This is a genomic window from Sphingomonas sp. Leaf28 (genome assembly GCF_001421685.1).
Taxonomy (GTDB): Bacteria; Pseudomonadota; Alphaproteobacteria; order Sphingomonadales; family Sphingomonadaceae; genus Sphingomonas; species Sphingomonas aurantiaca.
Window position 1 is genome coordinate 13,084 of sequence record NZ_LMKX01000009.1, and the last position, 19,203, is coordinate 32,286.

Annotated in this window: 9 protein-coding genes; 8 read left to right on the plus strand and 1 reads right to left on the minus strand. The window is 61.1% G+C overall.

The window, feature by feature from the left end; genetic code table 11:
• Positions 1 to 419: 419 nt before the first annotated feature.
• Complete coding sequence (locus ASE79_RS13190) at positions 420 to 2,303, minus strand: hypothetical protein (protein WP_200910384.1); 1,884 nt, start codon at positions 2,301 to 2,303, stop codon at positions 420 to 422.
• A gap of 833 nt (positions 2,304 to 3,136) precedes the next feature.
• Here ASE79_RS13190 and ASE79_RS13195 point away from each other — a divergent pair.
• From ASE79_RS13195 to ASE79_RS13230, 8 genes are all read left to right on the plus strand, one after another.
• Entirely contained in the window at positions 3,137 to 8,173 is a 5,037-nt protein-coding gene (locus tag ASE79_RS13195; protein WP_156359684.1) for a hypothetical protein, read from the plus strand.
• Between the two features lie 200 nt (positions 8,174 to 8,373).
• Positions 8,374 to 9,177, plus strand: coding sequence for a hypothetical protein (locus tag ASE79_RS13200; protein ID WP_156359685.1), 804 nt, complete (start codon positions 8,374 to 8,376; stop codon positions 9,175 to 9,177).
• A 35-nt stretch (positions 9,178 to 9,212) separates the two neighbouring features.
• Positions 9,213 to 9,602: a hypothetical protein gene (locus tag ASE79_RS13205; protein ID WP_056417411.1), complete on the plus strand. Its 390-nt coding sequence runs from the start codon at positions 9,213 to 9,215 to the stop codon at positions 9,600 to 9,602.
• Between the two features lie 39 nt (positions 9,603 to 9,641).
• Entirely contained in the window at positions 9,642 to 10,532 is an 891-nt protein-coding gene (locus tag ASE79_RS13210) for a hypothetical protein (protein ID WP_156359686.1), read from the plus strand.
• 376 nt (positions 10,533 to 10,908) lie between these two features.
• Positions 10,909 to 11,703 carry an FRG domain-containing protein gene (locus ASE79_RS13215; protein ID WP_156359687.1) on the plus strand — a complete coding sequence of 265 codons (795 nt, stop codon included), beginning with the start codon at positions 10,909 to 10,911 and terminating at the stop codon, positions 11,701 to 11,703.
• A gap of 348 nt (positions 11,704 to 12,051) precedes the next feature.
• Positions 12,052 to 13,110, plus strand: coding sequence for an NAD(P)H-dependent flavin oxidoreductase (locus ASE79_RS13220; protein ID WP_056417418.1), 1,059 nt, complete (start codon positions 12,052 to 12,054; stop codon positions 13,108 to 13,110).
• 466 nt (positions 13,111 to 13,576) lie between these two features.
• Positions 13,577 to 14,644 (plus strand): hypothetical protein, encoded by a 1,068-nt coding sequence (locus tag ASE79_RS13225; protein ID WP_056417422.1) that lies wholly within the window; start codon positions 13,577 to 13,579, stop codon positions 14,642 to 14,644.
• Positions 14,645 to 15,059: 415 nt separating this feature from the next.
• Complete coding sequence (locus ASE79_RS13230; protein WP_156359688.1) at positions 15,060 to 18,572, plus strand: ATP-dependent DNA helicase; 3,513 nt, start codon at positions 15,060 to 15,062, stop codon at positions 18,570 to 18,572.
• Positions 18,573 to 19,203: the final 631 nt, after the last annotated feature.

Below are 19,203 nucleotides of genomic sequence, written 5' to 3' on the forward strand. Positions count from 1 at the left end.
GTGGCGCTAAAGATACGCCTGTAAAAGGCGAGACCTTTGCGCTTCTATACGGCCCGCGTGATGAATTTTCAACGGACGAAAGGCCAACGCAATAACGCGGCAAATGTACATCACTAGATGCACAATATAATATGAACCAGTCCAGAAAGTCAGTTGTCCGGCGCGTCTGAAAAAAATGTAATGTGCGTTAGCACAAATTACACGGTCCTAGGAAAGCCAATAGCAGTCCGGATTAGTCGATAGTAGGTCATATATTCGATAGCTGGCCGCCTACTGAATGAGGGTAGAGCTCAGTTTTGCTGGTGTGCTGAAGCCAATTACTTTTTGCTAAAATCAATCCTCAGCCTGTCACGATAAACACCAATCCTTTTGCTCGCACGGTCAACTATATCTTCGTAAAACAGCGTTTCCGCATAGAGCTACCCGAGGTTTCGTCCGCTATTTGGGTCAGACAGATCAGTCGTTCGGAAGTAGCTTTTGCCTGACGCGAATCTTGTCCAACCGGCGATTCGTAGGGGATTGAGTGTGTCCCCGATCAGGTACCCATAGAACTTCTTCAAGCGACCATTTGATTTGGCGGCGAGTAAATGTGCGTATTCCGACAAGTCGCCGGTTTGGTCGTCCATGCTGACATCAGGTGCCTTGAACTCGATTATGATCGCGGAGCCTTCTTTGCCGAAGATCGCGATATCGGGTCGCATGGCGGCGTTTTCGTTGGCACGACGGCGCAGCGTCGCGGCCATCTCTGCGTCGATGTCCGCATCAAAGAGTTTCTCGCCCTCTTTCCGCTCGATCTGCGATAGAGGCTTATCCGAAGCGATGTAGTCATAGTACTGGTACTCTTCGCTCAGCAACCATATATCATGATCCGAGGTTTCGCGACTGTCCTTTCTCATTGGGAAGAAGATACTATGGATAATTTGTTCGTCCTTGCGACGCTTTCCTTCCAAGTTTGTTTGGACGACCAGTTCGCGATTGCACGCCAACTTTAGGATTTCGACAATGGCGGCTCGGCGCACTACTAGTTGGGAAAGGTTGGCCATGTCGATGGTCTTAAGCGATGATGTGTATTTCCAAGAGAACTCGTGAATTTTGTGGCGAAAATCAGCGGTATGTGGCTCTGCTTTTTCAATATCCGCCCTGAGGTCGAATATCTCTGCAGTGTCGGTTATGATGCGTTCCTGGTATTTTTTCAAAACGCGCTCGGCGACGGACTTCGCAGTGTCGCCGTAGACGACTCTCGTGTCGGTATCGGTCAGCATCCCTGGAATTACGCCAAACTTATCGGTTACGTCTTTAATGACATCTTCTTTGCTCCAGCCCGAAGGGGTAACCATTTGTTCGATTATGGGATCAATCTCGTTGAAAATGTCTGCGAACGAGACGGTCTCCTCGGCGAAGAGGTCCGCCACCGGAATTTCATCGGGAATGTCGTCGAAGCCGTCGCGCTGCTCATTCACCCGCTTATCAAAGAGGTCACCCTCGACGAGCACGATGTGATGGTATCCTTCTAGAGGCCGATTCTGTTCAGCGACGGTGCGAAGGTAGCGTTTGGTGATTTCCTGCACGGGCGATGACCTAGCGCACAACGAAATAGCATTACGTGAAAGGTCGTATGTCTTCGAGTCCAGACGGTAGTGAGAAAGGGTAAAATTCCTCTTGGTCCCCAACGGGCAGCCCGACCGCGGATCGCGCTCCTCTACCTCGGCTGATTTTACCGCCGTAACGAGAGGAAGGTCGGTAGCGCTCAGGCTGCTCTGCTCAACACGGTTCTTGGGATACCGTGTTTCAAACTTGATGACGAAATCGCCGAGGCGCGATTTCAGGCTGACGAGTCGCTGCAGAAATGCAATCAGCATATTGCGCCGCATGTTCGTTGCAGAGAAGATTTCGCCTAAAGGTTCCGACTTGTAAAGTCGTACGCGGGGCGATTTTTTAAGGCTGTCGAGCCGAATCGTAGTACCGATGTTCCGTGCCTCGTCCTCGGCCACGATAAAGTCTGTTAAGTCGATTTTCTTCCTTCCCGCCGCGAAGGGCAAGTTGCGGGTTAGGGTGTCTGCGCCACTACGGTAGGTACTGCTGATCCCAACTCTTTCGAAGTGATGAAAATACTGGATGCGCCCAGCCCCTCGGCATTTACCAATTCCGGCGATCGCCAAGTCGTCCTTGTAGGAGGTGTCCTTTGTCAGGAAAGCGTCGGTCTGATCGTTGCCAAAGCCGCAGCCGTTATCGGTGCAGGTGATTCCGATGTCAGTGCCGTCACCGAGAAGCCCGGACGCGATGATGGCGACCTCGATCGACACTTCCAGACTGCGCTTGGCTGGATCCTGATGTTGCCTGATTAGGAATGCGTCGATTGAATTCGAAATCAGTTCTTCAAGAACGACGTATCCGTCGGAGCTAATTTTTGTGTTTTTGCAAACTGCCGCGAATGTCGAGTGTCATCTTTAATCCGTCGGACAATTTTATATACCGAGGAATGTTGATAGCGCAGCTCGGTCTAAGTCAAGGTCGTTCCGAGTGGCGTAGCTTGCGTAGGCGGAACAATGAGGATTGGAGGTTGGAGGGGCATACGGTCGACGCTGACGGGTTCTCTCAAACCGAATCACAGGCGATAAACAGTCACCGGATACTCTACCGCTAGCGTTGACCGGAACCGGCAGCGACAAATTGGTCAGTTTAGGCTTCACATAAGCGCCCGAGCCGCTGATCGCCCTTAGAAGCTGGGAACGTGCCATGGATGGCCGAAAATGGTCCGGATTGCTGGAACGCGACAAATTTTCCGACCTCATCGGCTCTTATCACCCAATTCCTACTCGAAAGAACGAACATGTCGGATCGTGTGGTTATGGGCAGATTATGTACCACCCTAGGCTCGCGACGACAGGGGACGCCTTCCCAACCTGCGGCGAAGACCTAGGAATGGTCTGCATAGAATAATGCAAATCACCGATGGGAATGATAAGCCGCTTCGGTGAGCGACGAGACTACTTCATCTGCAAGGGTGCAGAACGAGCCGCATGATGGAGGGACTCGTTCACGCGCGCCAAAGCGAAACGCACTTTCGTCTCTAGCTGGCAAGAAGGCAGCGAGCCCCGCCGCCAGCGGCCCCGCTGGCACTCGCTTTGAGGCAGATGTGGCGGCACATTATCTGCTCGCCATGCTCATAGGAGCAGATGCTCGCGGAGCAGCCGGGGCTAGGATCGACAGAGTCGGGCTACAGCGGGCTGCCGCTGGTTTCCCGCTCGACGATGTAATTGTCCACGGACGCAACGCCGCAGGCGCCGACGTCACTCTAGAAATTCAAGTCAAACGGACGGTCACCTTCGCGCCGGGGGATAGTGTGTTCGCCGATGTGGTGCGGCAAATTGCATCAGCGATCGGTAAGGGCGCGCTGGACGATCCAGAACATCGGTTCGGCGTAGCTATTGCACGACGGTCGGCGAAGATCGACGGAGCGTATCAAGACGTACTGACCTGGGCGCGACAGCTTTCTGCCGCAGAATTTTTCAGGCGGCTGGCGAATGCCGGCGAGGGCAATGACGATGCCCGGCGGTTTGTCGCGACCTTTCGCGAGCGACTGGCCCATGGCGGCAATGCGGTTGACGACGAGCTGCTTTGGTCAGTCCTGCGGCGCTTCCTGATTCTCCCGTTCGACTTTGGCACTGCCGCATCGGCCGATGAAACCCTGGGCGTTGAGCGGGCCACCCGCGGGCTGGAAACGACATCACCGGGAGGTGCGGCAACACTCTGGAAAGCGATTGGAACCGAGGCGCTCGATAAAGCGGCCGCAGGTGGTGGCGAAATCGACCGTGATACGCTTGTCGCCAAGATCGCCGGAAGCGGGCAATATCGGTTGGCTGGAAGGCGCGACTTTCGCGCAGCCGGGGCGGCACTCGCGGAAATGACGCGTCATGCCTTGGTGGACATCGACCGGGATATTGCCGGGGTCGTGCTCTCCCGCCAGCCGATCGTCGAAGCCGTTCACGTGGCGCTGGACCAGGGCCGCTATGTCGAAATTCGCGGTGGTGCGGGCGTCGGCAAATCGGCGGTGCTACGGCATTTCGCCGAACAGGCCGAACCGGAAAGCCCGGTCATTCTGCTGACTCCAAACCGCACGATCGGTCCGGGATGGACAGCGCTAAGGGATGCACTGCAGGTACCCGGCACCGCCCGCGAGTTTCTCGCCGACCTTGCGATCCGCGGCGGTGGCCTACTTCTCATCGACAATCTCGACTTCTTTTCCGGTTCGAGCGAGCGGGCAACGGTCGTCGATCTAATCCGCGAGGCCGTCGCGGTTTCGAGTTTCCGGGTCATTGTCACCGCTCGGAGGGAGTTCGGCGTCGAGGAACCAAGCTGGATTCCGGCTGATGCCGTTCTTCGGCTCGGCGCCGCGCCGCCGGTGCATGTTGGCGACCTCGGGGACCAGGACATCGAAGCGCTGCGAGAAGGCGCACCGGCGCTAGGTACTCTGTTGTCTGACTCGCACCCGGCCAAAGCAATCGTTCGCAATCCTTACCGGCTCGCCCGCCTGGCCGCCTTGCCGGACCAAGGCAGAAGGTTTCGGTCCGAGGTCGACATGGCCGAGGATTGGTGGCGTACCGGCGACGGTCCCATCGCAGGCCGTCGCGAACGGCGCCGCGTCCTTGCAACGCTTGCGGATGCGGCGCTGGATGGATCGGGATCGATCGACGCAAGCGGTCATGATGCAGGAGCGATCGATGCGCTGATTCAGCGCGAGGCAGTGATCGAAACCGGGACCGACCAACTGAGTTTCCGGCACGACGTGCTTCGGGAATGGGCCGGCGCTGCGCGCCTGCAGGAGCGTGAGGCCCTCGAAGCGCTGCCGGTCGACAAGCCGCTGCCATCCTTCTTCGCGCGCATGGTCGATCTCGCTGCTCGCTTCGCCCTAGAGCAATCCAGTAACAGCGAGCCCTGGGACAATATGCTGGGCTTCCTTAGCACGGGCACGGCGCATGCTTCCTGGCGCCGGCCCGCCATTCTGGCGCTGGTACGTTCGGAAATCAGTGCCCACTTGCTCGAGCGGACAAGGGCGCGGCTGTTTGACGACAACGGCAGGCTGTTACGCGAGACGATCCGAACGACGCTGGCTGTTGAAACACAGGACGGAAGGCAGCTGCTCGGTCGTCTCGGCATCGATATCAGCGCGCTCGACAGCCCGTTCTTCATGCCTTCGAACGCTAGCTGGCGCCACCTTGTCGTTTTTGCTCTACGCCATGCCGACACGTTGCCGGCCCTGGCGCTTGACGATGTGCTGGCCTTGTTTGAGCGGTTCTCGATCGCGCTGCTGGGGCAACCCGACTATACGCGCGCCATTGTCGGCCAGGTCTATGCATGGCTGAGCATCGTCGAGGCGGAACGCGGCGCATCCCTTAGGTCCGACCAGAAGCCGAAACTGACCGCCGGTTTCACCTGGTCGCAGCTTTACGAGTTCGAGAGCGACTTGCGACGGATCTTCGTGTCTTTCGCGAATAGCGATCCGGAACTGGCGAAAGCCTATCTTCGCGGTGTCGCGGAGCGGCCGCACCCCGAAGAAATCATTAAATCGCTGCTGAAAAACCGGGGCCAGCTCGCCATGGCGGCGCCGAAGGAATTGGTCGATCTAACGCTTCTGGGCCTCAATTCATCCGAAGCTCGCGGTCGACGCCGCGGCCGCCACGATCGGGACGACACCGCCTCTTATATCGACTCCAGCTTCCTGCCGGTATCGCCAGCACAGGGCCCGTTTCTGGAGTTGTTGCTTACGTCGCCGGAGGAAGGGCTTCGTCTGATCCACGCGCTGGTGGATCATGTGATTCTCCAGCGCTCAGGCGGAAAGGATCCCGGCTTCAACGGTTACCGTTTGGTGTTCGAGGACGGGGAAAGGTTCTTCCCGTGGATCGAGTCCTACGCGCTTCCGCGCCCCTATAGCGATCCTTATTCCGTAGCCTGCGCCATGATGGCGTTAGAGGCCTGGGGCCACAGGCGCATCGAAGCCGGCGAAGAGGTGGCCGCTGTCCTGAACGATGTTCTCGGCTCCCCGGGCTCGCCGGCCGCTTATCTACAGGTTGCCGTCGACTTGATCCTCTCGCATTGGATCAAGACCAGGGCAGTCGCGGTCCCCTTCGTCGCCTGCGCCGCGCTTCTCAGCAACGACCGCCAGCGGCTGATCTACGACAATCGGCCGGAGATCGACCTGTTTGGATGGGGCGATATCGGGCCGGAAGAGCCCAAAGGGATCGTGCAACTGGCGAGCCTTATTAAAAGGGTCTCGCGCAGGGCATCGCTGGAAGACCTTCTTGGCCGGTTCGCGCTCAGCGAAAAGGATGAGCATTATGCTCGGCTCCGTCTGCTGCAGCAGCAGGAAATAGAGCGGCTGGGCCCGCCGGCAGCTGAGGCTACTTTCGCTTCCCCGGCGCTGATGGCGCTGCATGCATATAATGCGACGGACCCCGACAATTATCGGGCGATCGAGGGCGGCGGCCATATTTTCGAGGCACCGGGGAAAGAAGCTCTCATTGCCGAAAAGCTCGCTGAAGGTCATGCGCCGCGTGCGCGAGAGAGCGCTATCGAAGAGGCGTTGAATATCGCGCTTGAACGGAAATCGTCTCCAAAACTCGCAGTCTTTGCCGTCGAATATGGGCAGGCTCATATGGACAGCCTCGGCGCCGAGAGCGGCGATGAGCGCTGGATGCAGGGCCAGACCGTCTGGAGCGCGGCGCTGGTCGCGGCACGTGACGGCAGCGCCGAACTCGTTTCCGAGCACGAGGCGTGGATCCGCGAGGTCTTCGGCCGCGGCATCTCGGAAGGCGAGGATCCGGTTCACCGGATGCGGGGCGGAATCCGCTTCAATCCCCTCGCGATCGCGACCGCCGGGCTTGCCAATCTATGGGTTCGGCTTGGCAGGGACCAGGACCGCCGCTCCCTCCTGGAGATCGCGGCGATGCGAAATCCGGCTGGCGCGCATGGGATTGCCGTTGCCTATGCGGATCTCGCCCAGGCTGATCCTCGCTTGCCGGGATCCATTCTGCGCTGCGCCCTGGCTGCGACGGTCTCGCCGGTGCGGCGTTATGACCAGACAGAGGGCGACCGAGAGGCGCGTAACTTGTGGCGGACGGCACGGGCTCGCGGGGCGGTCGACGCAGAACTGGCTTGGCAGGAAGGCAGCGGTACGGAGCCGGGCTGGCCCAGCTTCCCCGAACACGACCGCATCTATCGGCGTCCCATCCAGATCGGCAACGCGCGTATAGCCGAGAACGATGATCATGACGAAGTCGCTGAAGGTTCGGGGGCGCTTCGCGTCGATACGCAAGCAGGCGCGCTCTGGCTGAAAACAGTCGCCGCGAAGATGTCGGGCGACCAGTCTGCGGCGCTCGGTTCGCTGGTCCTCGCTTATTCCGGTTGGACCGGTCGCGCCAATGGTTTTGGGTTGGCGGCGGACAAAGACCTGTCGAGCGCACCGGATGAATGGAATACGCAATTCTATTCTCTCATACCGCGATTGGCAGGCACTATCGGCCAGGCGGCTAGTCGCCCTCTGTTCGAGGAAGTAGCTGCGCTTCCGGACCGCCATTTCTATGATGCGGCCGGCTATCTCATGCTCGCGGTCGATGACGCCCTGTTCAACCGAGGCGACATGTCGGTCGAAGATGCACAATGGATCAGGACCCGGTTCGCGGCGCGGCTGGTGGACAGCGGGGGGTGGCACAGGGCCAGTTTCAGCATCGAATATTCGGTAGAGCATCACCTTGGTCCGGCTGTGGCGGCAATGATGTTCAACCATCACAATTTCCTCAAGCCGCCAAACTGCTATCTGCTCGAAGCGGGGATCGAGCATGGCTCGACCTTCCTGCCGATCCTGCAGACCCTTTTCGGCAGCGGACCGATCTTCATGGTCCTGCTCGTCTTGCTGAACTTCTTCGAGGTGGCTCCAAGGGGCGACCACGCATCCTTCCTGATCGATCTGCTAACTAAGACCTTGGCGCGCACAGAGGGCAACGCGGTATTCTGGGTCGATCATGGCGTCGGAAAGCGGGCAGTCGCGTTGCTCGACCGCTACATTGGCCTCGACCCTGCACTAATTGCCGATCCGGCACTTCCCTGCGTGCTAGCTGGGCTGATCTGTGCAGGTGTGACCGAGGCCGTCGGGCTGGAGCGACGCGTAGTCGGATAGACTAGACCTGAGGTCCGGAGCAGCTTCGCCGGTCTAAGATCAAGCTGCAAGTCGCACGCGCCCCGAGAATCCGACAACTCAGCCCCCATACAACCCGCAATCCGGCACGGTATATGTCTTCACCTTCAGCTCGTTCCGCTATGACATCGAGTGACGACGCATCGTCCCGATCTCACGCCGCTCCACAGGGGGAAATGCTCATGAAGTTCGACTTCGACACTATCGGCGAATGGGCGCCGCGGCTGAGCGTCGCTCTCGATGCGCTGGTCCCGAACCGGCTGCGCGAGCGCGTCAGAAACGGCCCGGTCGCATGGCTCGGCGACGCGCTTGACATCATTCTTGAGGACGTCGAGCGCTGCGACCTCATCGCCGTAACGCGTGCATGGCTGCGCGACCAGACGATCGTTGCATATCATGGCTCGCGACTCTCGGCTAACGAGATTACCTCCGTGCGGGCCGGCGGGTTGATGGCTCTCGACCCCGCGGCCCGAGGAGATCGGCTAGAGAAGACACTTTCCCGGCATCCTAGCTGGGCGGAAGCCAGCAACGGGCTTGGCGCAGCCGTCCGGGATTTTGGCGACGGTCAGTTCGGGCGCCGGCAAGGCCAGGCGCATCTGACTATTTCCCGCGGCGCTTTGCTCACCGCCTTCAATCACTATCTAGTCGAGGGCTCGGAGTTCGACCAGGCTGTCGCGGTCGAGCTGCTCGGGAAAGGCGCGAGAGCGCTGCTGCAGGAAGGCCGATTACCGGTGCTGTTCACGGTCGAGGTGCCCGGATTTCGGGCAATCGAAGTCGGCGAGCGATGGCTGCACGATGGCGAGATGTCCGGCCTCGTCCGTCTTGTACTGCAATTCTGGGCCAATTGGCTGTACGATCCAGCGTTCGATCCGGGAACGCAACATGTCGACTTCGGCCTGATGTTCTACGAGGATATTCCGCCGGCCTGGGTCGCGGACGCGAATTTGATCGACGAGGCCCGACTTCTGGAGACCTATCGCCGCTGAGGGGTCCCAGAGCGAGCCAGTGTTGGAGGAAAAGGATGCCGAAGCTTCACGTCGAAGGGCCGCAGGCGAGCGAAGCCGGTCGCTGGCTGGTACGCCTCAATATCAAGCACCGCGCTGGCGTCGAACGTTATGGCGTTGCCCGGCTCACCAACAACGCCAACGGCAAGGCGCTTGACGCCCTGCTGCTCGGTCATGACCGCGATGACGCGATCTTCATGCCTTACGACATCCGCGAACGCCTCGGCGTCACTAAGGGCGGCGAGCTTGATTTCTCGCTGCGCAAGATCGGCCTCTGGGGCGTGCTCCGCTGGTATGTGCGCTCGCCCGATCCCGCCGTGTCCATCCCCGCTTGGATTGCAGTGATCGGGCTCGCTCTCGCAATCGTCGGACTCGTCCTTACTGCGTTGCCGCTAATCTGCACCTAGCGTCGCCGAATAGGTGCCCAAAGCTCTGGCGCCTCGTGCTTGAGCGCGACCGCGCATTTTTTGCTGACCAGCCTTGCAGTGCCTCGCGCCAGCAAGCAGTCTGGCGAAATGGAGAACACGTCAGCCGCACCCAACTTCGCTGATGCGATCCGTAAGGTAGAGCGGGCGGATCAGCACATCCGCGAGTTCGCGGCCATCGCTGACAGGCACTTTGCTCGACATCCCTGGCAAGTAGGAATGGTGCCCGAACGCCGCCGAGGCCGATATGCGTTTAGTGTCGGCGAGCGCCAGCTCTTTCCCGACCGAACCTTCTCGCTCATCATCGGGGACGCTGTCCACAATTTGCGGACGGCCTTGGATTACCTCCTATCGGCCTGCGCATTGGCGCGGGGCGGTGACATAACCAAAACTGAGTTTCCGTTCGGTCCGAACCGACGGCACGTCGTCTCACTGCTCGCCCGTCGAGTCCGGCCAGCCGGGCCGCTCGCGGAACGACTTGTCTTGGCCGCCAGACCCTATACGCGGGGCAACCGCTTATTATGGTCCCTCGCGGAACTCGACCGCAGAGATAAACATCGCTTGGTGGTCCCGACTGGCTGCCTGACAAATGTGGCGATCACTTCGGGCGTTTGGAACGCACTCGAGCCTGAGATGTCGGCGGGCAAGCTCATCGACGGCCGGGGCACCCGTATCCCCGTTCCGCCGGGTTACGAGGAGGCGCTAATGGTCGAGGCTCGTTTCGAACCGGAGATCATCTTCGGGCGGGGCAGTCCGGTTGCTAGGGCACCATGCGTGCCGACCCTTAAGGCCATGTCGCGGGCTGTGCTCGAAGTGATCGATAGTTTCGAGGAAGCTCATGGCGCCATCCGTTTCGCCCGACAGCGCCTGAAGACGAAGCCGAATGCGGCAAGAATTAAAGTGACCCATTAGATCACCCGAGGACCTTAGGCGCGGCCACACGCCGACGCCTTGTGACCGCGCGCTTAGGGTAGACGCTATGCAATCACTCCGTGCTCGTCCCGGCGCTGGAAGATGTACCAGCTCGATACTTTGGATCGGTCTAGCGTGGTGGAAGCAGCGCTCGTAGGCGACGATCACGCAGTCACAGTCCACCCCATGCCCCGATGCCTAGCGCCAAGTGGAGTAATTTCGGGTAGAGTCAGCCGAGTCTGTGACAGTCGTGTTCGCGGATCATAGACGATCGGCCACGTGTTGGGAGTGTATCGAAGTGCGTGGAATCGTCGAGCTTATTCGTGGATTGCTGTCAGCGGAGCCGACCGAGCCTCCTCCTCGCGAGATCGGGAGCGTGGACGAGTACGTGCGGTGGGTCTTCGGCACGCCTCCCGCGAACGGCGAGATGGCCTTCTACCGCGGTCACTCGAAGGCGGAGGAGTACAAGCTGACGCCGCTGGTTCTGCGGTCCCCCGGCGCCGCCGAGGCGGAGCCGAGAATGTACCGCGAGCTCCTGATGGCGAACCCGCTGGACTTCCGCGAGGACCGCAGCGCCTTCGAGCGGTTGGCGCGCATGCAGCACTACGGGCTACCCACAAGGATGCTGGACACCTCCACCAATCCACTGATCGCGCTGTTCTTCGCCTGCAAGTCGGGCAAGGATCATGTCGGGGATGTGATACGCTTCACGGTGGCGGACGACGACGTGAAGTACTTCGATAGCGATACCGTGAGCTGCCTCGCGAATCTTGCGCAGATGGATGGTAAGGACAGGCGCGCGCTCGATCCGAGCTTGGATTTCGAAAAGTTCAACAAGACGATCCCGGTGATCAAGCTCCTCCACTTCATCAAGGGCGAGAAGCCATACTTCCGCAACGTGATCGTGCCAACGGACATCTCCCGCGTGCTTTGCGTCCGCGGTCGGCACAGCAACGAGCGCGTGACCGCCCAATCGGGCGCGTTCCTATTGTTCGGCCAGGATGCCGTGCTTTCGGAGGCGGGGGATGCGACGATCGCGATCCGCCGCGTCCAGGTTCGCAAGGATCGGAAAGACGAGATCTTGAAGCAGCTCGACACCCTCGCGGTCAATGACGGCACGGCGTTCCGCGACATCGCGACGTACGCCGAGTACATCAGGAAGCAGCGCTAAGGGCCGACACTGGCGCAAGGGGCGCGCGACCGTTCAATCGGCCGGGCCGCCACCTGGCCGTGGACCTGCAGAGCGCGAAGCAGGACAATACGTCACGATGGGGCAGCCGGTGCTGGATCCGGCTGAGCACCATAAGTCAAGGACGGGCCGAGAGTGAGGGCCGAGCACGCGCCAGACGACCTGCACGAAAGGCCGCTTTCGGGAAGCGTGGCAAGGCGTGCGAATGTCCAAAACTGGGTCGTAGCGGTTGAAGGGCACAGGATCGAATCCGCCCACCTGTCGCCATTCACTTAATGCGCTGGCGTAGTCATAAGCGGACAATCGTTCATAACCGGATCCCGCGAAGGTATGTCTTTCATCGATCGTTTCGAACTCTCGGTGCCCTTGATCCAGGCGCCGATGGCCGGCGTCGCCACACCTTCGCTGGCGGCAGCGGTATCCGAGGCGGGAGCCTTGGGGTCGATCGGAGTGGGTGCGACCGACGCCGCCGGCGCACGGGCGATGATCGAGGAGGTGCGCAGCCGCACGACCTGCGCGTTCAACGTCAACGTCTTCGTCCACGCTGGCGCAAAGGCCGATCTTTCGCGGGAAGCGCAATGGCTGGATTGGCTTGCCCCGGTGTTCGCCGAGTACGGCGCAGAACCCCCAAGGGCGCTCAGGACCATCTACAAGAGCTTCGCAGATGATCCCGACATGGTGGCGGTACTGATCGATCTCGCGCCGCCAGTGGTCAGCTTTCACTTCGGGTTGCCGTCCACAGACGTGCTCTCGGCGTTGCGCGCGCGCGGTATCTACCTCATGGCGACCGCAACGAGCCTAGACGAAGCACGCGCGATCGAGGCGGCGGGGATCGACGCGGTGGTCGCGCAAGGGATCGAGGCTGGCGGGCATCGGGGTGTCTTCGACCCCACCGCGCCCGACGACGCGCTCGGGGTATTCGCGCTGACCCGGCTCCTGGTGCGCAAGAGCAACCTACCAATCATCGCTGCTGGCGGAATAATGGACGGCGCCGGCATCGCCGCGGCGCTCGACCTCGGAGCATCGGCAGCGCAACTGGGAACTGCCTTTGTCGCGTGCCCGGAGTCGGCCGCAGACGATGCATACCGGGCGGCTCTCACCGGTGCGGGCGCTTACCACACCGTCCTTACGTCGCTTATTTCTGGTCGACCCGCGCGTGCGCTGGCCAACCGGTTCACGGCTCTGAGTCAGTTGGTCGATGAACGACGACCGCCTGATTATCCTATCGCCTATGATGCGGGAAAGGCCTTGCACGCGGTTGCCAAGGCGAGAGGCGAACACGGTTTCGGGGCGCAATGGGCAGGGCAAGGTGCGCCACTGTCTCGCGCTATGCCCGCAGCAGCCTTGGTCGGGGTGCTGCGAGAGGAACTCGAATTGCGACGGATTTGAGGTCTGGTTGAGCGTTGCGACGTCTCCTGATCGGACTTGCCATTTTTCCACTCGAAGCCGTCTAAGCAAACAGCACAGCGTACTGAATGCGGCTTCAAAATCGTGATGAACCAGCGTCCGAAGTTGGGAAGCGAGGTAAGTGGCGCGGGCGTCCATCAGTGGGTCCTGGTGCCGGCGACCCGCTGGCAGGAGTCGACCAATTCACGTCGTTCCGATGCAGCGCGGTGAATGTCCGCTCGCGCCGCAACCCGCCATTCGCAAGTCTGACAGCTGCCGGGCATAAAGGCGCCCCACATCTGGCCATTTCGGGCGATGAAGGCGCATGATGAAAGCCGATGATCATTCCAGTGCTGCCGTTGGACGCAATTGGCAGCGAGCGGACCTTGGTTCAGATTGCCCTCAGACACCGCGAACGATGATTTTTTACGCTATATTCATCTACTGGTTGCCTTAGTGACGCACCGATATGACAATCCTAGCCAATAATGACGGCGCTCGGAACATGAGGGCACTGGCTGAGGCGACCGTCCGCTGCGTGTGCTCTCTGGGCACGCGATTACGGCATCGCTGGCGGCGTTGGCGGACGAGGAAACAGGGCATTCAGGTTCAGATCGCGGGCGCGTCCGATCTCGTTGACAGCTTCGAGGAACTGCTCGCAACGCACGGCGTAAGCATCCCCAGACACGTCTCGACCGGCGCCGACATGCTTTCACTCTGGCGGATCCTGAACACAATCAAAGCGGGGTTCGCCGGCACGCCCGACGACATGCGCCTCGAGTATACCGCTGGACTGGCGGTGCACGACCTCGCCGCAAAGGTGTTGGCGGTGGAGGACCATCCGGACTTCCCGACGCTAATCCCCCATCTGAAGATGCTTGTGCAGGGGGCGGTCCACCTGACGCAGGAACCACCCGCTGATGCGGACGCGTACAACAAGCTCGTGGAGGTCTACTGGGCCACATTGCTGATGGCCAAAAGCATTAGGGTCCTGCTCGACCACCCTAAGAATTCGAAGGGCGACAACCCCGACGTAATTGCACTGGACGGCAGCCAAGCCGCCCGCGCCTATGCCTTCAAGACTGTGCGTTCGCCACATACGCAGAGCCTCCTCGATCACATCGTCAAGGGCGTCGACCAGATCGAGCGATGCCCGGCGCCGGAGGGCATCGTAGCCTTCAACCTCACCCCCCGGCTACTCGGCGCAGGTCTTTGGCCGGAGGCCTGCTTCTTCGCGGACTGGCAGCAGCCCGCCGTTCGCACGATCGAAATGCTGACAGGGATGATCTCCGACGTCCTGAAGGACAACGGGCAGGAGGCTATCGATGACGTCTTCTCGGGTAAGAAGGCGGTCGGCTCAATCCTGTGCGTAGCGTTCATCCCGACGGTCGCCAGAAACCCCATAACTGGGAACGCAGTGGTCATGCCTCTGAAGGTCGCGACGCTCATCAACCTGGTCGCGGACCGCCCTCCGTCCGCAGCAATGTTGGCGGAGATAGAGGCAGCGAACCACACCATGCAGACTGCGCTCGGCTGACGCTAAACATCTCGACCTCGGGTGGCCTACATGTGGGAACTGTCTCGAGCGCAATAACGCGCGGTGCTGCATCATTCAGAAATGCTGATCGGTCACGATGAACCAGCCGTTGACCATCGGTCCGTAATGTCGACAAGGGCTTGTCGGGCGGCGAACACATGCCGCGATCGGGGGGTGGCGAGTGATTGAGGGCGCACGGAGAATACCGACCCAGCACATTTCTATTCGCGTTCCCTGGCACGACTCGGGTTGGAACGGTCGCGTCTGCCAGAATCCCCGCGGCAACACACACTGCATAGCGCTTCCCAGGATTGGCGACACGAAGGACGATGATTGGGAGACCTCCGTTGCGGGAGAGATCTTCGACGTCGAGGGTGGTCGGCTGCCTGCGTGCGCCGCGGAGCGGGGCGCATTTATGTCCGACCTCTCGTACATTCGCCGCTTCGAGCATCCCTACGCGTCCAACGACACGCACACTCATTTTCGACGGACCACCTACACCCACGTTCCCTTCTCGGCGGCCGCCGTGCCGTTCGGGTGGATGATGAGGGGTGCTGACGACCTGCCGGACCCGGCCAGAAGGCTGTCCCTCGGCTATCGCCACGAACTCGAGCCGGACGTCGGGTTCGACAGCATCTGGGTACAGGAGAGGCGCAACCAGCTGGCGATGCTGGACACCTTCTTTGGCGCGATCGAGCCGGAGAACTCACTCGTCTTCTTTTACGCCAAGAAGACGCCGCTTACTGAAGACCCGCGGCGCGTTATCGTTGGCATCGGCCGCGTGAAGGGTGTCGGCCCGACGACTGAGTACGAATACGAGGAGCAGGCTTCCGGCGCTCTAAGGTCGATGGTGTGGGAGCGTAACGTCGTGCACTCGATCCGCCCGGACATTGGAGACGGCTTCCTGCTTCCCTATCAGGAAATTCTCCAGATGGCGGAGGCGGACCCCGACTTCGATCCCAAGCCGTTCGTCCTCCACGCGCCCGAAGAGCATTGGGACGCCTTCTCGATGGGCGCGGAGCACGTCAGCCACGACAAGGCGATCGCGACGCTGCTCGCCGCATCGGTGACGGTCGCCCGATACGAGGAGGTCCTCCCCGGCGACTGGGACCACGCCCACCGCTGGATCGACGGAGAGCTCAACCGACTGTGGCGTCTCCGGGGGGCGTTCCCCGGCCTCGGCTCTGCGCTGAGCGCGCTCGGCCTGGAGAACGGAACACTGCTCGCTCACGCGATCGGCGGAATCCTGCACGCCGACGGCGGCACCGACGTACGGGATCCGTGGCCGCTCGTCGGTGCCCTGCTGGCCGATCCCGGCCAGCTTCCGAAGGAGCTGGAGGCCTCGATCGGACCGATCGCGGCCAAGCTGTGGGGCAGCCTGAAGGCGGACAGGCGGGCGCTGCTCGAACTCCTCGCGCGCTTCGAGCTCTCCGCTGAGCAGGTCACGAGGTGGTGGGTAAAGGAGCGGCGCAAGGCGTCCGGCATCCCTTACGAGGACGAGGCCATCCTCGCGAACCCCTACCTGATCTATGAGACGGATCGGGCCCGGCCAGATCCGATCCCCGTAAGAGTGGTCGACCGCGGCATGTTCCCCGACCCGCAGGTTCTTGCCGTCTCACCCGTTCCCGCGCCGTCCGGCTGCCCCGAACCGCTCGATCCGAGAAGGGCGCGTGCGCTCATGCTCGACAGGCTTGAGGTCGCCGCGGGCGAAGGCCACACCCTCCTTCCGCAGGATTGGCTCGTCGACCGGGTTAGAACCGCGGAGGTATCGCCACCCTGCGCCATCGGCAGCGATTGGGTGGACGCCTTTGGCGGCGAATTGACGCCGGTGATTGAGGCCTCGACGACCGCCTCCGGCGATCCGGCCTGGCAGCTCGATCGATACGCCGGCTCCCGCGCGCTGATTGCCACACGCATCCTCAGGCGTATCTCCGGCGCACGTCACAAGGGCGATCACGATTGGCGTCGATGTATCGACGACGCGCTCGGCGGCAAGTCCAAGGGCGACGATCCCGCCGAGGAGGCCGCAAGGGCCGAGAAAGCCGAGGCGTTCGAAGAGCTCTTTAGGTCGCGCGCCTCGGCGCTCATCGGTCCCGCCGGCACCGGCAAGACGACCTTGCTGCTCGCGCTGCTGTCGCTCGATCAGATCGCCAACGGGGGCGTCCTGCTGCTCGCGCCGACGGGCAAGGCCCGCGTCCAAATGCAGCGCAAGGCGGGCGACGTGACCGCCTACACGCTCGCCCAGTTCCTGCTGACATCGAAGCGCTACGATCCGCAGACCGGCGCCTATCGGGCCAACGGCTCCCCGGAGCGGGAAGGCGGCTACGCGACGGTCGTCATCGACGAAGCTTCCATGCTCACCGAGGACCAGCTGGCCGCCACGCTCGACGCGCTTGATCCCGCGATCGTACAGCGCCTGATCCTGGTCGGCGACCCCCGGCAGCTTCCGCCGATCGGAGCGGGCCGCCCCTTCGTCGACATGATCCGCCATCTCCGGACCACAGGCGACAAATCCAACGGTTTGGCGGAGCTCACCGTTGTGCGCAGGCAGTCGGGCGGCGGCGCCCGTGACGACGTGCTCCTGTCGCGCTGGTTCAGCGGTGAGGCACCCGATCCCGGAGCGGACGAGGTCTGGTCGCGGCTCTCCTCCGGTACTGCATCCGGGGTCCGAACGGCGCAATGGACAGGGGATGCCGACCTTCAGCAGAAGCTCCTAGCCGAGGTCACCCGCCATGTCCGGGAGGGCGTGGACGACGCCATCAGCGATGAGACGGCTTTCGAAATCAGCTTGGGAGGCGGCGAGTTCAATGGGCGCGCCTACTTCAATCTTTCACGGCCGGACGAAGCGGGAATTCGTCGCGGCGGCGGCGCGGAGGCCGAGTCCTGGCAGATCCTGGCGCCGTTGAGAGGAGGCGAGACCGGCGTCGATGGTCTGAACCGCTGGATCAAGAAGATATTCCGGCAGTCGGTCCGCCAGTGGTGGGATGTCGACACCTACTATCACCGTAAGATCGCGAAACCACTCGGCGGCCAAGCGATCCTGTACGGCGACAAGGTCATCAACCTCTCGAACGGACGACGCAATGACGTCTGGCCGGAGCTCGACAAGCCCTACCTCGCCAACGGCGAGATCGGCCTAGCCGTCGGACAGTTCAAAGGCAGAGCCTGGAAGCCCAAGAAACTCCCTTGGAAGCTCGAGGTCGAGTTCTCGACGCAGCTCGGCCACAAGTTCGGTTTCAGCGGATCCGACTTCGGCCAGGATGGGGACGCACGGCTTGAGCTCGCTTACGCGCTCACGATTCACAAGTCGCAAGGCAGCGAGTTTGGGACAACGTTCGTCGTGATCCCCAATCCCTGCCGACCGCTTTCCAGAGAGCTCCTTTACACTGCTCTCACAAGGCAGCAGCGAGACGTTGTGCTGTTCCATCAGGGCGAGCTGCGTGATCTCATGAAACTGTCCGGAGCAGATCGTTCGGAGACCGCTCGTCGGTGGACGAACCTGTTCACCGCACCTTCCCCCGTTGAGCATGTCGGATCCTTCCTCGAGAGCGGGCTCATCCATCGCACCACGCGCGGCGAACTTGTGCGGTCCAAGTCCGAGGTTATCATTGCAAATCTGCTAGATGGTTTTGGTGTCCCCTACGCCTACGAGCAGCCCTTCAAGGGACCGGATGGCTCGATCAGGTATCCTGACTTCACTGTCGCGGACGCCGAAACGGGCCGAACTTTGCTGATCGAGCACCTTGGTATGCTCGACCGACCCGACTACGTGGCAAGGTGGAAGGTGAAAGAGGCGTGGTACGGTGCCGCGGGTGTGGGTCAGGCCGGCGACCCCACCGCCGAAGTGGTCTTGTTGACCACAATCGAGTTGGGCGGCTTTAACGCGGCTAACATCAAGAAGCAGCTGGCCAGCGCGCTCGGTCTCTAAATATGATGGAGCGGCAAAGGTCTGCTCTTGGCTCAAGCTGACATTTGGCGGCCTCGATGGCCACGACCGCTTCGTCCCAATTCTCGCCGTTTTCAGCTTCGTCGGCTGTCCCTCCGACTTCTATGAACCGACGTGAATGAACGTCCGCGGTTGGGCAGCGGGGCGGGGGGGCTGAATGGCGACTTATGGGTCTCGCCGGCCCCAACCGGCCCGGCCATCAAGAACCGATTGTCGACGTTCGCGGCTGGCTGATCCAGAGAAAATTACGGTAGCAGGCAGGCGTAAGCTACGAAGAACGAGATCGTCATAGTGACAAGCACGATGCCTATCCCGAGCCAACCATTGAGAGGTGGCTTCTTCGAGTTGCTGGCTTCGCGAGATGCCTTTGTCATGCGGCGGCTACAGGCTCGAGCGGCTTTCGACAAAATCTAAGCCGGCGGTCAAGGGCTGTTCCATCCTGTGCGGATGATGCAAAATTCGAATCTGGATCAGTCGGCTGTGGCGAGCTGTGCCATCATGAGTTGGCGCACTGCCTCGGGACGAGAAAGTGGGCTCGTCTGGCGGTCGATCCATGCATCCAGCGCGGCGAGTTGATCAGGAGCCAAGCGCAAGTTGATGGGTGTCGAGCCCA

Bases quoted from the DNA above. Each gene is read 5' to 3' on its own strand.
- ASE79_RS13200 (WP_156359685.1), top strand. From the start codon at position 8,374: ATGAAGTTCGACTTCGACACTATCGGCGAATGGGCGCCGCGGCTGAGC.
- ASE79_RS13205 (WP_056417411.1), top strand. From the start codon at position 9,213: ATGCCGAAGCTTCACGTCGAAGGGCCGCAGGCGAGCGAAGCCGGTCGC.
- ASE79_RS13220 (WP_056417418.1), top strand. From the start codon at position 12,052: ATGTCTTTCATCGATCGTTTCGAACTCTCGGTGCCCTTGATCCAGGCG.
- ASE79_RS13225 (WP_056417422.1), top strand. From the start codon at position 13,577: ATGACAATCCTAGCCAATAATGACGGCGCTCGGAACATGAGGGCACTG.
- ASE79_RS13230 (WP_156359688.1), top strand. From the start codon at position 15,060: ATGTCCGACCTCTCGTACATTCGCCGCTTCGAGCATCCCTACGCGTCC.